This window comes from Pseudomonas sp. MWU12-3088 (genome assembly GCF_023242405.1).
Lineage (GTDB): Bacteria > Pseudomonadota > Gammaproteobacteria > Pseudomonadales > Pseudomonadaceae > Aquipseudomonas > Aquipseudomonas kribbensis.
Genome location: NZ_JALJEA010000008.1, coordinates 64,827 through 85,334, shown reverse-complemented (window position 1 = coordinate 85,334; position 20,508 = coordinate 64,827). Strand labels below are relative to the sequence as shown.

Below are 20,508 nucleotides of genomic sequence, written 5' to 3'. Positions count from 1 at the left end.
GTCCGACAAAAATCACGCAAGGCCTTGATTTGCCTGACCTGCACGGCAGTGGCCCGACCTTTGCTCTACGCTTATAGCAAGCGCACATGCGCGTTTCTCTAATAAGTACAAAGCCAAGGAGAACATCATCATGCGTTACGCTCACCCCGGTACTGAAGGCGCCAAGGTCTCGTTCAAGAGCAAGTACGGTAACTACATCGGCGGCGAGTTCGTCGCGCCTGTCAAAGGTCAGTACTTCACCAACACCTCGCCAGTGAATGGCCAGCCGATTGCCGAATTCCCGCGTTCCACTGCCGAAGATGTCGAAAAAGCGCTGGACGCCGCCCACGCCGCAGCCGATGCCTGGGGCTCGACCTCCGCCCAGGCCCGCTCGCTGATCCTGCTGAAAATCGCCGACCGCATCGAACAGAACCTCGAAACCCTGGCAATCACCGAAACCTGGGACAACGGCAAAGCCATCCGCGAAACCCTCAACGCCGACATCCCGCTGGCCGCCGACCACTTCCGCTATTTCGCCGGGTGCCTGCGCGCCCAGGAAGGCAGCGCCGCCGAGATCGACGGCAACACCGTGGCCTATCACATCCATGAACCGCTGGGCGTGGTCGGCCAGATCATCCCGTGGAACTTCCCGATCCTGATGGCCGCGTGGAAACTCGCCCCGGCCCTGGCCGCCGGCAACTGCGTGGTGCTCAAACCTGCCGAGCAAACCCCGCTGGGCATCAGCGTACTGCTGGAACTGATCGGCGACCTGCTGCCGCCGGGCGTACTCAACGTGGTGCAAGGGTTCGGCAAAGAGGCCGGCGAAGCCCTGGCCACCAGCAAGCGCATCGCCAAGATCGCGTTCACCGGCTCGACCCCGGTCGGCTCGCACATCATGAAATGCGCCGCCGAGAACATCATTCCGTCCACCGTAGAACTGGGCGGCAAGTCGCCGAACATCTTCTTCGAAGACATCATGCAGGCCGAGCCAAGCTTCATTGAAAAGGCTGCCGAAGGTCTGGTGCTGGCGTTCTTCAACCAGGGCGAAGTTTGCACCTGCCCTTCCCGTGCGCTGGTTCAGGAGTCGATCTACGACGAATTCATGCAGGCGGTGATGAAGAAAGTCAGCCAGATCAAACGTGGCGACCCGCTGGACACCGACACCATGGTCGGCGCCCAGGCATCCGAGCAGCAATTCGACAAGATCCTTTCGTACCTGGAAATCGCCAAGGGCGAAGGTGCCGAGCTGCTGACCGGCGGCAAGGTGGAAAAACTCGAAGGCAACCTGGCCTCCGGTTATTACATCCAGCCGACCCTGCTCAAGGGCACCAACAAGATGCGTGTGTTCCAGGAAGAAATTTTCGGCCCGGTGGTGAGCATCACCACCTTCAAGGACGAAGCCGAAGCCCTGGCGATTGCCAACGACACCGAGTTCGGCCTGGGCGCCGGCCTCTGGACCCGCGACATCAACCGCGCCTATCGCATGGGCCGCGCCATCAAGGCCGGTCGTGTGTGGACCAACTGCTACCACCTGTACCCGGCGCACGCCGCGTTCGGCGGGTACAAGAAGTCCGGCGTCGGCCGTGAAACCCACAAGATGATGCTCGATCACTACCAGCAGACCAAAAACCTGCTGGTGAGCTACGACATCAACCCGCTGGGCTTCTTCTAAAAAACCGGGCGGCACCGAAATATCGGTGTCGCCCTTTTCATCCCGATGACAATCCTTGGCCTGGCCGCTCTGGCACGGGCCTTGCGTACCCGTCATTCAGGATTTGCATGAATACCGCCGCTGCGTGAACAGCATCCACCCACTCAACCGCTGCACCCGAAAGTCCAACAGATCGAACAATAAAAAAGACAGAGAGGACTTATGACTTCCACCACACAGCTCAAACCCACACTCGGCACCCTGCACCTCTGGGGCATTGCCGTCGGCCTGGTGATTTCCGGCGAATACTTCGGCTGGAGTTACGGCTGGGGCACCGCAGGAACCCTGGGTTTTCTGGTCACGGCCCTGATGGTCGCGACCATGTACACCTGCTTCATCTTCAGTTTCACCGAACTGACCACCGCGATTCCCCATGCGGGCGGGCCGTTTGCCTACAGCCGTCGGGCGTTCGGCGAGAAAGGCGGACTGATCGCCGGGATCGCTACCCTGATCGAATTCGTGTTTGCCCCGCCGGCCATCGCCATGGCCATCGGTGCCTATCTCAACGTGCAATATCCGGAACTTGATCCGAAAGTCGCGGCGGTCGGCGCGTATTTCGTGTTCATGACCCTGAACATCCTCGGCGTCAGCATCGCCGCAACCTTTGAACTGGTGGTCACCGTGCTGGCCGTCGCTGAACTGCTGGTGTTCATGGGCGTGGTTGCGCCGGGCTTCAGCTTCAGCAACTTCGTGCTCAACGGCTGGTCGGGTTCCAGTGAGTTCAGCCTCGGCTCGATTCCCGGGATCTTCGCCGCCATTCCTTTCGCGATCTGGTTTTTCCTCGCCATCGAGGGCGCGGCCATGGCGGCCGAGGAAGCCAAGGACCCGAAACGCACGATTCCCAAGGCCTATGTCAGCGGCATCCTGACCCTGGTGTTCCTGGCCATCGGCGTGATGGTGATGGCCGGCGGCGTCGGCGACTGGCGTCAACTGGCGAACATCAACGACCCGCTGCCCCAGGCGATGAAAGCGGTGGTCGGCAACAACTCGACGTGGATGCACATGCTGGTGTGGATCGGCCTGTTCGGGCTGGTGGCGAGTTTCCACGGGATCATCCTCGGCTACTCGCGGCAGTTCTTTGCCCTGGCCCGGGCCGGTTATCTGCCGAAAAGCCTGGCCAAACTATCGCGTTTCCAGACCCCGCACCGGGCGATTCTGGCCGGCGGCGTGATCGGCATCGCAGCGATCTACAGCGACGGACTGGTCAATCTGCAAGGCATGAGCCTCACTGCCGCGATGATCACCATGTCGGTGTTCGGCGCCATCGTGATGTACATCATCAGCATGCTCAGCCTGTTCAAACTGCGTAAAACCGAGCCGAATCTTGAGCGTACCTTCCGCGCGCCGGGCTATCCGATCGTGCCGGGAATCGCGCTGTTTCTGGCGGTGGTGTGCCTGGTGGCGATGGCCTGGTTCAACACCCTGATCGGTTGCGTGTTCCTCGGGTTCATGGCTGCCGGTTACCTGTACTTCCAGCTGACCGCCAAGCAACGCTCCGAAGCACCGGCAGACGCTATGCTCGAAGGTATCTAGAAGTTGCACCCGCACCGGGCCTCAGGCTCGGTGCCTGCACTAAAAGCATTCATTCAGGAGGAACGCGCCCCATGGCCGCATTTGCCCATACCGTCGGCGCCCAGACCTACCGCTTCGACAGCCTCAAGGATGTGATGGCCAAGGCCAGCCCGGCGCGTTCCGGGGACTTCCTGGCCGGCGTCGCCGCGCTCAACGATGGCGAGCGGGTGGCCGCGCAAATGGCGCTGGCCGACATCCCGCTGAGCCATTTCCTGCAGGAAGCACTGATTCCCTACGAAACCGATGAAGTCACCCGACTGATCATCGACAGCCATGACAAACAGGCCTTTGCGGTTGTCAGCCATCTCACGGTTGGCGGCTTTCGCGACTGGTTGCTGAGCGAAGCGGCCGACGAGTCCAGCCTGCGTGCCCTCGCCCCCGGCCTGACACCGGAAATGGTCGCCGCCGTGTCGAAGATCATGCGTGTGCAGGATCTGGTGCTGGTGGCGCAGAAGATCCGCGTCGTGACGAAATTCCGTGGCACCCTCGGCCTGCGCGGACGGTTATCCACAAGGCTGCAACCCAATCACCCGACCGACGAACCGTCCGGCATCGCCGCGAGCATTCTCGACGGTCTGCTGTACGGCAATGGCGACGCCATGATCGGCATCAACCCGGCCACCGACAGCATCGCCTCGATCTGCGCGATGCTGGAAATGCTCGACGCGATCATCCAGCGCTACGACATTCCGACCCAGGCCTGTGTGCTGACCCACGTCACCACTTCTATAGAAGCGATCAACCGTGGTGTGCCGCTGGATCTGGTGTTCCAGTCGATTGCCGGCACCGAAGCGGCCAATGCCAGTTTCGGCATCAATCTGAACGTGTTGCAGGAAGGTTATGAAGCGGGCCTGAGCCTCAATCGCGGCACGCTCGGGCAGAACCTGATGTATTTCGAAACCGGTCAGGGCAGCGCGTTGTCGGCCAACGCCCACCACGGCGTCGATCAACAGACCTGCGAAACCCGGGCCTACGCCGTGGCACGCCATTTCAAACCGTTTCTGGTGAACACCGTCGTAGGCTTCATCGGCCCGGAATATCTCTACAACGGCAAACAGATCATCCGCGCCGGCCTCGAAGACCACTTCTGCGGCAAGCTGCTCGGCGTGCCAATGGGCTGCGACATCTGCTACACCAACCACGCCGAAGCCGATCAGGACGACATGGACACCCTGCTGACCCTGCTGGGCGTGGCCGGGATCAACTTCATCATGGGCATCCCCGGCTCCGACGACATCATGCTCAACTACCAGACCACCTCGTTCCACGACGCGCTCTATGCGCGCCAGACTCTGGGCCTGAAACCGGCGCCGGAGTTCGAGCAGTGGCTGGCGAACATGGGCATCTTCACCCAGGCGGACGGCAAGGTCCGCTTCGGCAACAATCTGCCGCCGGCGTTTCGCCAGGCGTTGGCGCAACTGGGATGAGTCAGATGGAAAAACCGCCCGTCGATCCACAGAACCCCTGGCTTGAGCTGCGTCGCCTGACCCCGGCGCGGATCGCCCTCGGCCGCACCGGCACCAGCCTGCCGACCCGGGCGCAGCTGGATTTCCAGTTCGCCCACGCGCAGGCCCGGGATGCCGTGCATCTACCGTTCGATCACGCCGGGCTCAGTGCCCAACTGGCCGACCGCCAGCGCGACAGCCTGCTGCTGCACAGCGCGGCGACGGATCGCAACAGCTACCTGCAACGCCCGGATCTGGGGCGCAAGTTGAGCGATCAATCGGCGCAAGCCCTGCGCGAATATGCGCTGGCACATCCGGGCGGGGTGGATCTGGTCATGGTCGTGGCTGATGGCCTCTCGGCGCTGGCGGTGCATCGCCACACCTTGCCGTTCATCTCCCGACTGGAAGAACAGATGACCGCCGACGAATGGTCAATCGCACCGGTGGTGCTGGTTGAGCAAGGTCGGGTGGCAGTTGGCGATGAAATCGGCCAGTTGCTGGGCGCAAAAATGGTCGTGATGCTGATCGGAGAGCGTCCCGGCCTCAGCTCACCGGACAGCCTCGGTTTATATTTCACCTACAATCCAAAGGTCGGCCTCACCGATGCCTACCGCAATTGCATCTCCAATGTGCGGCTTGAAGGCTTGAGCTACGGCATGGCGGCCCATCGCCTGCTGTATCTGATGCGCGAAGCGTGTCGGCGGCAGCTGTCGGGGGTCAATCTGAAGGACGAGGCGCAGGTTCAGACGCTGGAATCGGAAGCCGGTGCAGATATGAAGAGTAATTTCCTACTCGATCCGCCCCCGGCCTGAACCGTTTCCGCATTGCCTTACTGCGCCGGTTTCAGGCAGGATCGACGCACGGCCGCCCGGGTTTCCCATCGCCGTCAGAGCAGTTGAAGACAGCCACTTGAAGACGAGACCTATCATGCGGATTATTCAAGCGACCCTCGAACACCTGGACCTGCTGGCCCCGCTGTTCGTCAAATATCGTGAGTTCTACGGCGCACTGCCTTATCCGGACTCCTCCCGGGCCTTCCTCGAAAAGCGTCTGCGGCGCAAGGAATCGGTCATCTATCTGGCCCTGGCCGATGATGATGACAAGAAGCTCATGGGCTTCTGCCAGCTCTACCCGAGCTTTTCCTCGCTGTCGCTCAAGCGCGTGTGGATCCTCAACGACATCTATGTCGCCGAAGATGCCCGCCGCCAACTGGTCGCCGACAACCTGATCCGCACCGCCAAGCGCATGGCCAAGGAAACCCAGGCCGTGCGCATGCGCGTGTCCACCAGCAGCGACAACGAAGTGGCGCAGAAAACCTACGAATCCATCGGATTCAAGGAAGACACCGAGTTCAAGAACTACATTTTGCCGATCAGCGACGAACTCTGATTTTTTCTAACAATGCGGATGCAGGCCTTTGTGGCGAAGGTACAAACTCCCTCGCCACAAAGGCCTGCACCTCGCACCCCCCTCGAAATGCCCCGCTACAAAACCAACGCGCTTTTCACCTATCAGATCGTATAATCCTGTGCTTTCCGGCTTGTAAGAAAAACTACACCCGCTTGTAGGCTTACACCGAATCATCCGCACAGGCCTGCCGAGTCGGGCCATCACCACAGGTGCCCACATGGATTTCAACCCGATCGACATCATTCTGCATCTCGACGTCTACCTCGACATGCTGGTGAACAACTATGGGACCTGGATCTACGCCATCCTGTTTCTGGTCATCTTTTGCGAAACCGGCCTGGTGGTCACACCGTTCCTGCCGGGCGACTCGTTGCTGTTCATCGCCGGCGCAGTGGCCGCAGGCGGCGGTATGGACCCGGTGCTGCTGGCGGGCCTGCTGATGCTGGCGGCGATTCTCGGCGACAGTACCAACTACGTGATCGGACGAACGGCAGGGGAAAAACTGTTCAGCAATCCGAACTCGAAGATTTTCCGCCGGGATTATCTGCAACAGACCCATGACTTCTATGACAAGCACGGCGGCAAAACCGTGACCCTGGCGCGCTTCCTGCCGATCATTCGTACGTTTGCGCCGTTCGTCGCCGGTGTCGCCAAAATGCCTTATCCGCGTTTCTTCGGTTTCAGCGTGTTCGGCACGATTCTTTGGGTCGGCGGCCTGGTGACCCTGGGCTACTTCTTCGGCAACGTACCGTTCATCAAGAAGAACCTGTCGCTGCTGGTGGTGGGCATCATCCTGCTGTCGCTGGTGCCGATGATCATCGGCATGCTGCGCAGCCGCCTCGGTGGCGCCGGTTCCAAAGCCGAATCGCGCTGAACCGATGTGGTCACTGAGCGCCTGGCGACGCCGGCGCACTCTGGCGAAGCACCCGATTGCCGATGACATGTGGCAGCGGGTGCGTCACCACTTGAGCTTCCTCGACGGTATCAGCGCCACGGAAGATCAGTGGCTGCGGGAAGCCTGCGTCCTGTTCCTCGTAGACAAGCACCTGACCGCCCTGCCCGGCGTCGAACTGCATCAGGAACAACGCCTGCTGCTCGCCGCCCAGGCACAGTTGCCGCTTTTGCACCTTGGCGATCTGAACTGGTATCAGGGCTTCCACGAAATCATTCTGTACCCCGACGACTTCCTCAGCCCGCAGCGCCATCGTGATGCCAGCGGCGTCGAGCATGAATGGGACGGTGAACACAGCGGTGAGGCCTGGCAGCAGGGGCCGATCATCCTCGCCTGGCCCGGAGTGATGGCCAGTGGTGGCTGGGAAGGCTACAACCTGGTGATCCACGAGCTGGCACACAAACTCGACATGCTCAACGGCAACGCCAACGGCCTGCCGCCCCTGCACGCTGACATGCGGGTCAGCGACTGGGCCGAGGTCATGCAAAAGGCTTATGACGACCTCAACCGCCAGCTCGACCGCCATCCGGACGCCGAAACCGCCATCGACCCGTATGCCGCCGAGAACCCGGCCGAGTTCTTTGCCGTCACCAGCGAGTACTTTTTCAGCGCCCCGGATCTGCTGCACGAGGCTTATCCACAGGTGTATGCGCAGCTGCAGCTTTTCTACCGACAGGATCCGCTGGCACGACTGAAGCAACTTCAGGCCACGGACCCGGTCTATCAGGCACACGAGTAAGGCCTGGACGACCTTCGGTGCATGGCATCGCGGGTGGAATATGCCTATAATCGCCGCCACTTTTTGGTCAATCCGGCCAAGTGTTTTGGTCTACTAACGGGGGCAACGCCCAATGAGCTACAGCAAGATTCCGGCTGGCAAAGACCTGCCGAACGACATCTACGTCGCGATCGAGATCCCGGCCAACCACGCGCCGATCAAATACGAAATCGACAAAGACAGCGATTGCCTGTTCGTTGACCGTTTCATGGCCACCCCGATGTTCTACCCGGCCAACTACGGTTACATCCCGAACACCCTGGCTGACGACGGTGATCCCCTGGACGTGCTGGTCGTAACCCCTTACCCGGTTGCTCCAGGTTCGGTGATCCGCGCGCGTCCGGTCGGCATCCTGAACATGACCGACGACGGCGGCGGCGATGCCAAAGTCATCGCAGTCCCGCACGACAAGCTGTCCCAGCTGTACGTGGACGTGAAGGAATACACCGACCTGCCAGCCCTGCTGATCCAGCAGATCGAGCACTTCTTCGCGAACTACAAGGATCTCGAAAAAGGCAAATGGGTGAAAATCGAAGGCTGGGACGGCGCTGACGCTGCCCGCGCCGCGATCACCAAGTCGGTTGCTGCCTACAAAGGCTAAGCCTCGCGACCTGCGATCCGCTTGAAGAAAACCCCGGTTGATCCGGGGTTTTTTATGCCTGGCTGGCAGAGGCTTAAACGGCTTGTTTATGGCTGCCTACAGAAAAGTTTTGCTGTGTGTAATTTCCCACAAGTACGTCTTACATCCCGTCGCAAAATTTGCCTCGATTTTGAACGCATGGTTTATTCAAACCGCTCTGGGCCGGCCGTAGACTCGTGTTTATGAGAAAGAACACTAGCGGTCCAAGATTCAAGGCACTCCTGGAAGCTGCGAACATCACCACCACGGGATTCGCAAAGTTCTGGGGCACGGAAGCCCAAAACGTTCATAACTGGTACACCCGGGGCGTACCCGCGTACCGCATGGAAGAAGTCGCGCGCCTGCTCTCCGTCAACAGCCAGTGGCTGAAGACCGGCGAAGGCCCGAAAGAAGCACCGCACCTCTACACCGCCGGCGACACGCTGGATGCCCAGGCGATTCAGGGCGTCTATACGGTGCTCGAATCCAGCGACATCGAACTGCCGCTCTACAAGGAAGCCCCGACTTCCCCCGGCTCCGACAAGACCCATGTCATCAAGGACCCGGAGCAAACCATCCGCCTGCCCCGCAGCCACCTCGAAGCCCTGGAAATCCGCCATACCGACGCCATCTGCACGCATATGATCGGCAACAGCATGGCCGAGAAGATCGAAGACGGTTCCACCCTCGCCATCGACCGCGGCCTCACCCAAGTGGTGGACGGCGAAATCTACGCCATCGAACACGACGGCATGTTGCGCATCAAATACCTGCACCGCATGCCCGGCAACGCCCTGCGCCTGCGCAGCCACAACAGCGCCGAATACCCGGACGAGATCTTCCGGGCCGCGCAGATCGAGGAGCAGAGGATTCATGTATTGGGGTGGGTATTCTGGTGGTCGACGCTGGGCAAACGGCGGCCGGTGGTGCCGTTTCTCTGAAGCGGGAGCCAGCCTGCTGGCGATGAGGCCCTGAAAGTCGGTACAAATCCCGGATTTTCTCCAGTTTGATCGCTCTAAACCGCACTTCAAGCTGGGAATCAGAAGCAAAACTCAGTATCCTGCGCCCCACATTCGCGCATCGACCCGCCCAGCGGCCCAGATGACGCCTGACGCGGCAGACCACTGTCTGACCAAGTCCCACAGCCGGACGCAAGATCCGGGTGTACGTTTTGAAGGCTGGCGCGGTTTACCAAAAATAAACCAAGCCAGTCCCCGAGAAGCCGGCCACAAGCCGGCTTTTTAATGCCCGCAAGAAAACCAAATCTACCGTCCCAATATCTTCCTTGTTACCGTAACGGCAAAACTCATTACGGTGCTCCATCATGGACTCCTCAAAAATCCATAATGATGACGGTCAGAAGCCGCAACTCTCTGATCGGGATCAGTTACTGGTCAAAGCCCAGTTACGCTACAAGGAGGATGTGGCGCTTATCGCCGCAGTCCACGAACGTCTTGTCACTCCTCAGCGAGTCAAGATAAGACTGGATGACTTGTAACGGCGAATCCAGTCAAGCCGTAGTTTCGCGAGAAGTGATCCCGCAATCGGGCAACAGGCTGCTGCCCAATTCAATTGTGCAACAGCCCGTTGCACAATCTCCTCACGGATAACTAAACGCCTTCACCAACGTCAACTCCCCCACCGCCCGCATCGGCACCACAAACGTCTCCATCTTCTCGCTCGGCGTCCCTTCTTCAGTAATCACCGTCACCTGCGCGGTGGTCAACGGCTGCACCGCCTCTTCCCCGCCCTCGTCATCCCCGCGATAACCACCACCAAAATAATTCACATACACCAGATACTGCCCCTTGATCGGCGCCGGCATGGCGAAGATTTCCGGGCCGTAACCGGTGGTCACGTCGACGTCCAGGGCGGCGCCGTTGGGGGCGACGCGGTCGCCGTACCAGATGTGCGCGCCGTCAGGCGTAATGAGGTGCAGGTCGAGGTCGGTGCCATCGCTGTCCCAGGACAGCAGCACGCGCAGTTTGGCCGGGGTGGCGCCGCCGCTGGCGTTGAGGAACTGGGTGCGGTGGCGTTGCTGGCCGTCGGGGCTGCGGACTTCGACGCTGTTGCTGCCTTTGGGGAAGGAGAACGGGCGGTCGAAACGGCCGCTGTCGTCGATTTTCAGCGGCATGCTGACGCCGTTGACGATCAGCCGGCCGGGCTCTTTGCTTTTCGGTGTGGCCTTGATTTCACCGCTGATGCGCGCGGTGTTGGCCTGGCCGACCGGGGTGTTCACCGAAGAGGCCGGGTAGTTGACGGTCTGGCGGAAGTTTTCGCCTTCACCCTCGGGCGCGCCGCTGCGCCAGCCGCCGACCGGGGTGTCGAGTTTGACGCTGTCGGCGGCCATCGCCATCGGCCATGCATTGAACGCGCAGAGCAACAGCAAGACCTGTGGATAACGGAGTGTCATGGTCTATTCCAGCAAAAGGTGACGGGCGAGCCCTTCGATGTAGGTTTCATCCTGGCCGTTGGGGTGTGCTTCAAAGGCCAGGTGCAGGTATTCGTGAGTCAGGTCGAGGCGATCCTGCAACGACAGCACGCCGCGCACGTAGATGCGCTTACGTTCGCGGTCGACGAAGGGGCGTCCGAAGGCGAGTTTGCAGACGGCGAAAGTGCTGACTTCGTTGTAGCCGGTTTCGCTTTCCAGCTTCGGACGCCAGCCACGCCGCTGCTTCTGCAGCCAGTCCAGCGCAGCGGGCAGCGCTTCGCAGGACGCCACCGGGTTGTCCCAACGGCTAAGGCTGGCACGCGGATAGGCGTGCAGCAGGATCGCGTCGTAGCGCTGGCCGGCGTTGGCTTGTTCGACGGCTTGTTGCCAGGCCAGTTTGTCGGGGCCGGGTTGATCGGAGTGATAGGTGACGGTGCTGCCGGCCAACACCAGATCCGCCGTCCACGCCGCGATGTTGCGCGACTCGACAGAGGCTGGACGCGGTGCGACCCGTTGGCGGGTGCTGCTGTCATCGATGCTCAGGCATTCGCCGTTGCGCGTGGCGTTTTGCAGCAGATAGGTGCGGATCGCCACGGCCAATGCTTTGGCGGCTTCGGCAGGTTCCGGTTTGGCTTCACGCTCAAGAACTCGAGCGACGTACTCTTCACGATCCAGCCGCGCCACAAGCTTGTCGTTGAGCAGAAACAGTTCGCCGTCGCTGTGGATATCCAGCGCATTGCCATTGGCGAATTCGACGCGGTAATCGCCCTGCAACGGGCCCGAACCCGCCACCCGATCACCGGCCAGAACCCGGGTAACGGGATAACGCGAAAACAGACCGACCTCGACACATCGCCCTGCCTCCGCCGGCCAGGAAGAAGGTAACACCGTCGCCAACGCCGGACCGTAATGCCGCAGAACCATCTGACTGGTGCCCCGGCCACCGGCCCAGATCGGCGAACCGTCCGCCGTCCAGCCGGCGAATCCGCCCTGGCGTGACTTAGAGTCCTGATCGCCGAGCCAGCTCCAGGTTTTCACCCGCAAGCGGCCGCCCAGTTCACCCACGACATTGCCGTCCGCCGCGTTCAGCACCACGTCGAGCAGCACACGGCGCAGCTGATCCTGAGCCGGCAACAAAGACAAAACCTTCAGCAGGTCAGCCACGGAAACCCGGGTAGCCGGCTGCACCGATGGCAGGTCCAGCAACCACGACGGTGCCTGTCGTGCCTGCCAATAGGTTTTCCAGTCGCCAGCGGTTATGCCCAACCGCGCCGGCTCGAAATACAGCCCGCAGGATTTCGCCAGCGCCTGATCACGCTCGACCTTCCCGCCCGCACTGCAGCAATAAACCTCTTCCTTCGACTGCCCGCGACACTCATACGCCGGTTCCCGCGCGCCGGTATCCACCAGCCACGCGTAAACGAACATCTTCCACAGACTGCCCAGCGGCGTATCCAGCGACGACGGCAACGGCTCGCGAGCGGTCAGTTGAGTGGTGTTCAGTGACAACAACTCGCCCTTGTACGCCACGCGCAACGGCTCATCCTGCGCCGTCGCCAGCGCAGGAATCACACACATCAGCAGCCACAGCAGCGGCCGGTTCATGTCAGTTGACCGTGACCTGACCGAGGGCGGCTTTCGCTTCCTGGGCCTGATGCTGCGGCGCGTAGACCTGAGTGAAGCGCACCGGCGGCATGTTGAACTGGCCCTTCTGCGAGAAGCGCACCAGATGCCGCAGACGCAATTCACCGCTCAATGCATCTACAGGCACCGCGTAGGCCAGCTGACCCTGTTCGAACCGTGCTTTTTCCAGCGCAGTCGGCTCGGTGCCGTCCTTGCCCTGCAATTTGATGCCCCACGTGGTGCGCTCGACATCCGCGCCCGGCGGCAGTGGCACTTCGAGCATGCCGTAGCGCAGCGGTTTCGGTGCCTTGCTGGTGAGGATCACTTCGTCCAGGTACAGGCTGTCGCTGGACAGCGGTTTGGTACCGACCGGCTCCAGTTTGAAGGTGAACGCTTCGTCACCCGGCACCAGACGCGACAGGCGACGCGTGATGGTCACGGCCATCGGATCGACCGCCGGTTGTTGGGTCTGGAAGCTCAGCGCGGCACGCAACGGACGCTCCTGAGTGCCCGACACCGACAACACGCTCGGCACCGGCGCAGCACCTTGCCACGTCCAGTACATCTCGCCGGTCGCGCCGTAGTTTTTCTTCCAGCCTTCGCCCGGTGCCAGCGCGATGGTCGGCGACGCCTGAGCGATGCTGCGTTGCAGCCAGGTCAGCGCCAGCGCGCGTTCGAGGGTCGATTGCTGCGGCAACAGGCGTTGCAGCAACGCTGTCGCACGGGCCTGATCGAACGGTTGCAGAGACAGGTTCAGCGCTTCGACAAACGGTTGAGAGCTGACGGCCAGACGCTGTTGCGCAGCGCCCAACTGACGGTTGAACGCGTCCGGCAGAGCGACTTTCGACTGGGTTGCCAGCGATGCGGTCAGAACCCGCGCCGCCGCCAGACCGAGCGCCGAATCCGGATCGCTCATCACCAGACTGTCTTCACCGTCGTCCATCAGGTTCGCGGCATTGCCTTCCCCGGCCTTGGCCAGATCCTCCATCAAACCGCTGAGCAGCGTGTTGACCGGCAGATGCATCTGTTTGGCGAACGACAGGATCAGCGCCCGTTGCAGCAATGGGGTGTTCGGCGCCTGCTTGGCGTAGACCTCCAGTACCCGCTGCCAGTGTTCCGGCGGCAGGGTCAGTTCCAGAACCTGGCTGGCGTTCCAGTCGGCGTAATAGGCGTAAGCGGTGAGGAACGCATCCGGCTCGCCGTCGAAACCCCACCAGGTGAAGCTCGCCGACGGCCCGGCCATTTGCACCAGACGCAGACGGCCGTTCTGCATGATCAGGCGCAGGCGATCGCGAATCTGCGGGCTCGACGCCAGCGACGGATAAGCGATGCTCAGCGGCAGCAAGCGGCTGGCGGTCTGCTCGACGCCGCCGTACGGATAGCTCAACAGATCGTCGAGGGCCGAACGGAAAAGCGCTTGCGGGCTGTCATCCAGACGCAGGCGAATGTCGGTGGCGTCCGCCGGCAGGCTCAGCGGCGTGTCGCCGCTGGCTACCTCAATGCTCTGGGTCTGCGTCACTTGCCAGCCCTCGCCGGTGGCGGTCAGGCGCACAGCGAGGGCATCCGCGGTCTTGCCATCCTGCACCAGCTCGGCTGTCCACTCGCCGGTAGCCAATGCAAACGCAGGCAGCGGCAGGTAGTTGATGCCGTTGTTGAGGGTCACCGGCAGGCGCTGTTCAGCGCCGGCGTAGTGCGTCACCAGCTCAGCCTTGACCGGTTTCTCGGCCTGGCTGAAGGCGAACACGCCGAGTTGCGGCTGATCGCCCTTACGGAATTTACTCGGCCCGCTCCACTTCAGGTACAGCGGTTTTTCCGAGCGGACGAACTGCTTCTTCTGCCCGACCTGACCGTCATCGGCAATCGCCCGCGCGGTGATGCGCCAGCGGGTCAGCGAGTCCGGCATCTTGAAAGTGAAGCGAGTCTTGCCGTCGGCGTCGGTCAGCAGCTCCGGCTGCCACGCAGCGGTGTCTACGTCTTCGCGACGCGGCCGCTCCAGCACTTTCACCCCTCGCTCGCTGCGATTGGCCTTGCCCGGCGCGCCGGGGCTGCCCGGCAATGCCACGTCATAACTGATGAACGACAGGCTCGCGCTGGTGCGCACGTTATTGCGGCGCGGGTGATAGAAGAACTGGTCGATGGTCGGTGCGACTTCCGGTTGCAGCGCGTAGACCATTTCGTCAACCACGCTGACCGTCAGGTGCGCCGGCACAGCCTTGCCGGCGAACTGCGTGGTCAGGTCGACTGTCACGGTATCGCCCGGCTGATACGTCTCTTTGTCAGTCTTGATCGCCACGTCGATCTGCGGCGCGACGACCTTGATCCCGGCGTTCTGGAAGCTGTACTGACCGCCCTTGGTGTACAGCACCGAGAACGTCAGGTTCGGTGCGAAATTGTCCTTCACCGGAATGCGTGCGCGGTATTGGGTGTCGCTGAGTTTCTCCAATTTCAGCCAGTCGCCGCCCTTGGCCAGCAGCGCAGTGGCTTCGACCTTGTCGCGCTCCAGTGACAGTAGTGCATCGCTGACCGGCTCGGGGAAGGTGATCAGCGCCAGAGCTTCGTCGCCGGCCTTGTACTCCGGTTTATCGAGGACGATTTCCACGGTGCCCGGCACAGCCTTGACGCCGTCACCAGTGACCGAATGACCGGTACCACCGAGCACCCGGCCAAACTGATCCTTCAGCGACAGGTTGTAGGTCCCCGGACGATCGAACGTCACGCTGAAGCCTTTGTCTTTCGCCGCCAGTTTGCCTTCGCCGGTGGTCTGGTCTTCCAGACGCACCCAGCTGTAGCCGCTCGGCACCACGGCCTGGGCCTGTTCGCTGCCGCCCTCGTTGACGTAGCTGAACGCGACCTTGTCACCGACTGCGCTGAAGCGCTGCGGCGCAGTCAGGCGGAAGCTTGCGGCGCCGCGATCAATGAGGATTTCCTTGGTGGTCTTGACCCGAAACGCCGCACCATCGCTGGCGAACACGGTGAGCATGTAGCGGCTCGGCTTGTCGGCGGCCGGCAGGTCGAGGGTCGCGTTGCCTTTGCTGTCGGTGGTCAGTTCAGTGCTGGTCAGCTCCACCGGGAATTGCCCGAGGTATTGCAGCTCGTTGTCGACCATCGACAGTTGCTGGGCGCGCAGGCTCAGGGTCAGTTTGGCATTGGCCACCGGTTTGCCGTCCGGGTACAGCAGCACCAGGCTGCCCTTCACCGGATCGCCAGTGCGGTAATCCTGCTTGGCCAGGTTCAGCGAGATTTCGAAGTGCGGCTTGATGTACTCCGCCACACGGAACGCGCTGCTGTAGGCCTGATCCTTGTAGTTGAAACGCAGCTCGTAACCACCGGCCACCGCGTTGTCCGGCAACTGGAAACGGCCCTGGGTGCCGGCCTTCGAATCGAGTTTCAGATCGAGCCGCTGCAACTCGGTGCCGGTCGCATCAAGCACGCTGACATTGACGTCCGCCGCTCCCGGCAATACCGAATCCCGCGCGTTCTTGAATTCACGGCCGACGATTTTCAGCGACACCCAATCACCCGGGCGATACAGCGGCCGGTCGGTGAAGGCGTAGAGTTTGGTGTCGTAGATTTCGCTGTCGTAATAGAAGTTTTCCGAGACAAATACGCCGCCCTCTTCGTCCTCGCCAATGACGAACGAACGCTCCGGGCTGACGTGTTTCAGGCGCAGCAGACCATCAGTGTCGGTAGCACCGCTGCTCATTACGCCGAGGCCGTCGGTCCACAGCACATTGACCTTCGGCACCGAGCTGCCTTCGTGTTTGCGCGCGGCCCACACCAGCAATTCATCACCGGCAATCTTGCTCACCGCCACGGTGTTGGAAACGAAAACCATGGTGGTCGCGCGGTACTTGCCGATCAGCGCTTCGACCAGATACAGGCCCGGTTTCAGATTGCCCAACGGGATGTACACGTTACCCGGCGCAACGCTGACGAACTCGCTGGAAGACCCGGCCAGATTGACCCCGGCCGGCGGCTGGATCGGCTTGGCCTGCCACAGCGGATAGCGGAACTGGCTGACCACCGGCAGACCCGGAATCAGAGCGAATTGCGGCTGCGCGTCGTAAGGCGTCGGCGCAGCGATGGCATTGCCCATCTTCAGCTCCGGCACTTCCTCGGTGACTTGCTGGCGAGACTCGTAGGAGAACGCACGCTGCATCACCCGACGGGATTTGCGATACCAGTTGTCCCACAGGTACGCGAGGGTGTTCGACAGCCCTTCGCCCTTGAACTGGCCGTCGCTGACCACACGGTGCAGGTTCTTCTGGCGCTTGAGGAAGTCCAGCGGCTTGTCGATCTTGTACACACGGATGTCGGCGCCGCCGTACGGTTCCATGCGGAAACGACGGTAGTCGCGGCCCGGTGCTTCGAGACGTACCACCGCCTGCTCGTCGCTGGCGAAACTGCTGTCGGCCAGCAGGAAAAAGCTTTCACCGGACACCGGCGTGTAGCCGCTTGGCTCCACGGAGTCTTCGGCATTCACCGCCGAAAACGGCAGGGTCAAGAGCAACAGAAAAGGCAGTAAACGCAACATGCGGGCACCGGTCATTGGGAGAGAAAGTTCAGTCGATAGACGCCGATGAAGTTGGGGTTGGCTGCGTCGGGTATCCATCGGGTGTCCTTCCATGTCATGAGTTGCTGCAGGCTTGCCGAACGCATGCCGTTGTCGGTTGGGGTAGTCGTGCCGGTGTGATAGGCGATGTAGCGGCCCATCCAGATCATCAGGTGCTGGTCGTCGCCCTGATCGAAAAACATCAGATCGCCGGGCCGTGCCTGAGACACGTCGCGGCCGATCAGATGGCTGTTGAACTGAATCAGTTTGATCGCGTTGACGTAGGGCCCGACCTTGCCGCCGCCCTGCTGCCATTGCTGGGCGAACTTGCGTTGCTCGTCGCTCAGCGCCAGCTCCGGCGGCAGGTAGCGGTTGGACACGCCATTGCTGCGCAGCCATTTGTCATCATGGACTTTCAGCGCTTCATTGGCGGCAAACCGCACCAGCCCGGCGCAGTCCTGCTGATACCAGCGCGGGCTCGGGCCCTTGCTCAACTGCTCCTGGGCGATGCGCACAAACCAGGCGCGAAACACCTGGGACTGCGCAGGATCGAGCGCCGGCGCTTCGACCGCTCGAGCACCCGCGCTCAGTAACAGCGCGAGCAGGCCGAGGCTGCGGATCAGTGCCGTCACAGCGCTTTCCACTCCAGCGGCAGCCATTGCCAGTGGCCGTCGGGCTCACTGCCTTCCGGCAAGGTCAGGGCGTATTTGCCCATGCCGCCAAGGGTGCGCAGTTTCGGAATCAGGTAGGTTTGCGCGGCGTTGTAGAACACCGGCTCCATGTCTTGCGGCAGGCTGTCGAGGGTTTCCTGTTGCATCAGTTGCGCCATGGAATCCGGGCCGAAGTAGATCGGCATCAGCACGTCTTTCGGCAGCACATCGGCCATTGGCGGGAAGCGCTTGTCGAGGGTGCCGAGGGCCTTGTCGACCAGTTTGTCGTCGAGGGAAAACAGCAGCGTCGAACCGTGACGCGCGAGGCTGACTTTCATGAAGGCACGGCCGGTGATCGCGTCCGGATTCTCGGCATCCTTGGCCGCGTACGGGCCGAAGTTGGAGCTGACCTGACGCTGCCAGAGGTGGCTCTGGCCTTCCTGCTTCTCGACCACCAGGAACGCGTGGTCGTCGACCTTGCTTTCGTAGGCGCCGACCATCGAATCGAACAGCGTGCCGATATCAGCGTCGAGCTTGCCGCTGTCCTCGTCCTTCAGACTGGCCACCAGCAACGGCGTGTACAGCCGCGAATCGGCGTACCAGCACAGGCCTGCCGCGCCGGCCACGTGCTCGATGAGTTTTTGCGCTACCGCTTCTTCGGCGCCGAGTTTCACCAGCAACGGTTTCTGCGGCTCGGCCGCCACCGGCAAGGTCACGCAGGCACTGGCGCCCAGCGGCATGGCTTGCCAGACCGGTTTGAAATCGAAGTCCGGCTGGTTGTCCAGCTCATCCATGGCCAGGAAGCTGTGCCAGCCCTTGTCGTCCATGTCGAAACGCAGGCCGGCGAAATTCGGGATGAAACGCTGATAACCCATGGCCAGGACGCTGGAATTGACCGACAGACGCTGCTTGGTTTCAGGTGTCTTGGCCGGCAGCCCGAACGCTTCGGGGAACAGTTTCTCGCCATTGAGCAGCGCCGCCAATGCTTGCGGCGAGACGTGGCCGGACTCTTCGGAAGCGCCACTTTCGGGGTCGTAGAACTTGGCCGGATTCGACAGCACCACCAGCTTGTCGCCACGGGAAGCGAACAACAGGGATTTGCTCGCGTTGTAGGTCAGTTGATACAGCGACACCTCATCGCCACCGACTTTCAGGGTGCTGAACACGCTCAGTTGCGAATCATCCAGCGCCACTTTCGCCAGCGGCTCCAGCAGCTTGGCCAGCCCGCCGCGATCCATCACCAGCAGAAAATCCTTCAAGCGACCATCGGCGCCGCGCCACAGCGCGACGTCTGCCGGTTGATCGAAGAGTTGCTCGATCAGGCTGTCCTGCAGCTTCAGGTCATGTTCGTAGATGATCCGCCGCAGACTGCCGATCAACCCGAGACGGTCGGCGTGGGTTTCGTAATAGAAGACGAAATCCTCGGTGAGCGTCGCCTTGAGGAACGGCACCGTCAGCAGGTCCTTGGGCAACTGGCTCAGGGAGCGGGTTTCCAGCAACGCATCCGGGCGGCTCAGGCCGAGCTTGTCGCTGGCCAGTGCCGCCGCCGGCAGCTTGGGCTTGTGCATCAACCAGCCGAGCCCGCCCGCCACGCCGGCCACCAGGCACAGCCCGGCCACCAGCAACGGCCAGCGCCGGGAAGGTTTGGCGGTGGGTGCGGCGGTCGCCGGGGTCTCAGTGTTTTCGCTCATCTTCTCGCTCATGTTCCCAAAGCTCGGCAGTTCATCCGTGGTGCGGGATGCTTAATAGTTGAAAGTCTTGACCAGCAGCAGATCACCGATGGCCCGCAGGGGCACGATGAACGTTTCGCGTTTTTCGTCGACGGTGTTTTCGTTGAGCACCAGCGTGATCTGCGAGGTGATGACCTCGTTCTGGTTGCTGGCCTCCTCGAAGTTATAGCCGCCGTCGCCGAAGTTGCCCCAATAGTTGACGTAAACCAGATAGGTGCCATGCAGCGGCGCAGTCATGGTGAACATTTCCGGACCGGGGCCGTCGACGCCGTCCGGGTCCAGACCGCCGCCGTTGGTCAACGCCGTGTGGGCGAAAAACGCATGCTGGCCGTCCGGGGTAATGATGTGCAGGTCGAGTTCGGCCTTGGGATCGTCCCAGCCCAGCACCACGCGAATTCGCGCCGGTGTGCGCAGGTTGTTCGCCTCATAGAATTGAACGCGCTTGAGCGACTGGCCTTCGGCACTGCGCACTTCGACGCTGTTGGAGCCTGCGCCGAACGCATAAGGCCGAGCAAAACGCCCATCGTCGTCGGTGTACAGGTTCAGCGGATTGCCGTTGACCGCCAGGGTGTGCGGCCCACGCTGATTGCCGATGGCCTTGAGCTGGCCCTGGATCATCGTGCGATTGCGCTGGATGCCGCGATCGATGGGCGGCGTGGGATAGGCGACTTGCGGATTTTCACTGCGGTCGAGCAAGCCGTTGTAGCGCCAGCCGCCCACCGGTTCCGACATCTCGGCGCTGATCGGGTTGGTCTGCGCAGCCCACAGCGCCGGCGCGCAGGCCAGGCCGATCAGCAGCAAAAGAAGTGAACGCATGTAATGCCTCCTGCCATGCCTGAACGAAACCTTGCACCCGATCCTCGGTACTTCACAGCGGTGAAAACTGCGTTTCGTCTGAAAGACCCGTGACTGTCGGGTCGTAGAAGGCGCGAAGGTTAGCGATTCGGCAGTTTTTTAACAATCGGATACGTCTTGAAATGCGGTAGGAATCACGCAGATTTACGAGGCGTGAGCCGAATAGCGGACTTATTCGGCTCACGAAATGAGCCGAATAAT

15 protein-coding genes are annotated in these 20,508 nt (G+C 61.5%); 9 read left to right on the top strand and 6 right to left on the bottom strand.

Annotated features, from left to right (window positions below; genetic code table 11):
- Nucleotides 1-130 precede the first annotated feature (130 nt).
- The 9 genes from M5B98_RS19185 (at nt 131) to M5B98_RS19145 (ending at nt 9,407) form a co-directional block, all read left to right on the top strand.
- Nucleotides 131-1,651, top strand: a complete 1,521-nt coding sequence (locus M5B98_RS19185) for an aldehyde dehydrogenase family protein (protein ID WP_248743647.1) — start codon at nt 131-133, stop codon at nt 1,649-1,651.
- A 201-nt stretch (nt 1,652-1,852) separates the two neighbouring features.
- Nucleotides 1,853-3,223: an ethanolamine permease gene (gene eat, locus M5B98_RS19180; RefSeq protein ID WP_085732968.1), complete on the top strand. Its 1,371-nt coding sequence runs from the start codon at nt 1,853-1,855 to the stop codon at nt 3,221-3,223.
- Between the two features lie 71 nt (nt 3,224-3,294).
- Nucleotides 3,295-4,689, top strand: coding sequence for an ethanolamine ammonia-lyase subunit EutB (locus M5B98_RS19175; RefSeq protein WP_248743646.1), 1,395 nt, complete (start codon nt 3,295-3,297; stop codon nt 4,687-4,689).
- Complete coding sequence (gene eutC / locus M5B98_RS19170) at nt 4,686-5,519, top strand: ethanolamine ammonia-lyase subunit EutC (RefSeq protein WP_412548546.1); 834 nt, start codon at nt 4,686-4,688, stop codon at nt 5,517-5,519. The genes M5B98_RS19175 and eutC overlap by 4 nt, the downstream gene beginning before the upstream one ends.
- Before the next feature lie 115 nt (nt 5,520-5,634).
- Entirely contained in the window at nt 5,635-6,096 is a 462-nt protein-coding gene (locus M5B98_RS19165; protein ID WP_085712303.1) for a GNAT family N-acetyltransferase, read from the top strand.
- A gap of 238 nt (nt 6,097-6,334) precedes the next feature.
- On the top strand, nt 6,335-6,991 hold the full coding sequence (locus M5B98_RS19160; RefSeq protein WP_085712304.1) for a DedA family protein: 657 nt from the start codon (nt 6,335-6,337) through the stop codon (nt 6,989-6,991).
- A gap of 4 nt (nt 6,992-6,995) precedes the next feature.
- Nucleotides 6,996-7,808, top strand: coding sequence for a zinc-dependent peptidase (locus M5B98_RS19155; protein WP_248743644.1), 813 nt, complete (start codon nt 6,996-6,998; stop codon nt 7,806-7,808).
- A gap of 112 nt (nt 7,809-7,920) precedes the next feature.
- Entirely contained in the window at nt 7,921-8,448 is a 528-nt protein-coding gene (gene ppa / locus M5B98_RS19150; protein ID WP_007933577.1) for an inorganic diphosphatase, read from the top strand.
- Between the two features lie 221 nt (nt 8,449-8,669).
- Nucleotides 8,670-9,407, top strand: a complete 738-nt coding sequence (locus M5B98_RS19145; protein ID WP_248743643.1) for a helix-turn-helix transcriptional regulator — start codon at nt 8,670-8,672, stop codon at nt 9,405-9,407.
- A 659-nt stretch (nt 9,408-10,066) separates the two neighbouring features.
- Here the strand turns inward: M5B98_RS19145 and M5B98_RS19140 are convergent.
- From M5B98_RS19140 to M5B98_RS19115, 6 genes are read right to left on the bottom strand one after another with little or no spacing between them, the layout of a single operon-like run.
- Nucleotides 10,067-10,879, bottom strand: a complete 813-nt coding sequence (locus M5B98_RS19140) for a YfaP family protein (RefSeq protein ID WP_248743642.1) — start codon at nt 10,877-10,879, stop codon at nt 10,067-10,069.
- Nucleotides 10,880-10,882: 3 nt separating this feature from the next.
- A complete protein-coding gene (locus M5B98_RS19135) occupies nt 10,883-12,502 on the bottom strand; it encodes a DUF2300 domain-containing protein (protein WP_248743641.1) in 1,620 nt (539 codons plus the stop codon).
- A gap of 1 nt (nt 12,503) precedes the next feature.
- The gene (locus tag M5B98_RS19130; RefSeq protein WP_248743640.1) at nt 12,504-17,069 is read right to left on the bottom strand and encodes an alpha-2-macroglobulin family protein; all 4,566 of its coding nucleotides are present in this window, start codon (nt 17,067-17,069) and stop codon (nt 12,504-12,506) included.
- Complete coding sequence (locus M5B98_RS19125; RefSeq protein WP_170931650.1) at nt 17,066-17,731, bottom strand: DUF1175 domain-containing protein; 666 nt, start codon at nt 17,729-17,731, stop codon at nt 17,066-17,068. Before M5B98_RS19125 ends, M5B98_RS19130 begins: the two co-directional genes overlap by 4 nt.
- A complete protein-coding gene (locus M5B98_RS19120; RefSeq protein ID WP_248743639.1) occupies nt 17,701-19,413 on the bottom strand; it encodes a DUF2138 domain-containing protein in 1,713 nt (570 codons plus the stop codon). The genes M5B98_RS19125 and M5B98_RS19120 overlap by 31 nt, the downstream gene beginning before the upstream one ends.
- A 51-nt stretch (nt 19,414-19,464) precedes the next feature.
- On the bottom strand, nt 19,465-20,268 hold the full coding sequence (locus tag M5B98_RS19115) for a YfaP family protein (RefSeq protein ID WP_248743638.1): 804 nt from the start codon (nt 20,266-20,268) through the stop codon (nt 19,465-19,467).
- Between the last annotated feature and the right edge of the window lie 240 nt (nt 20,269-20,508).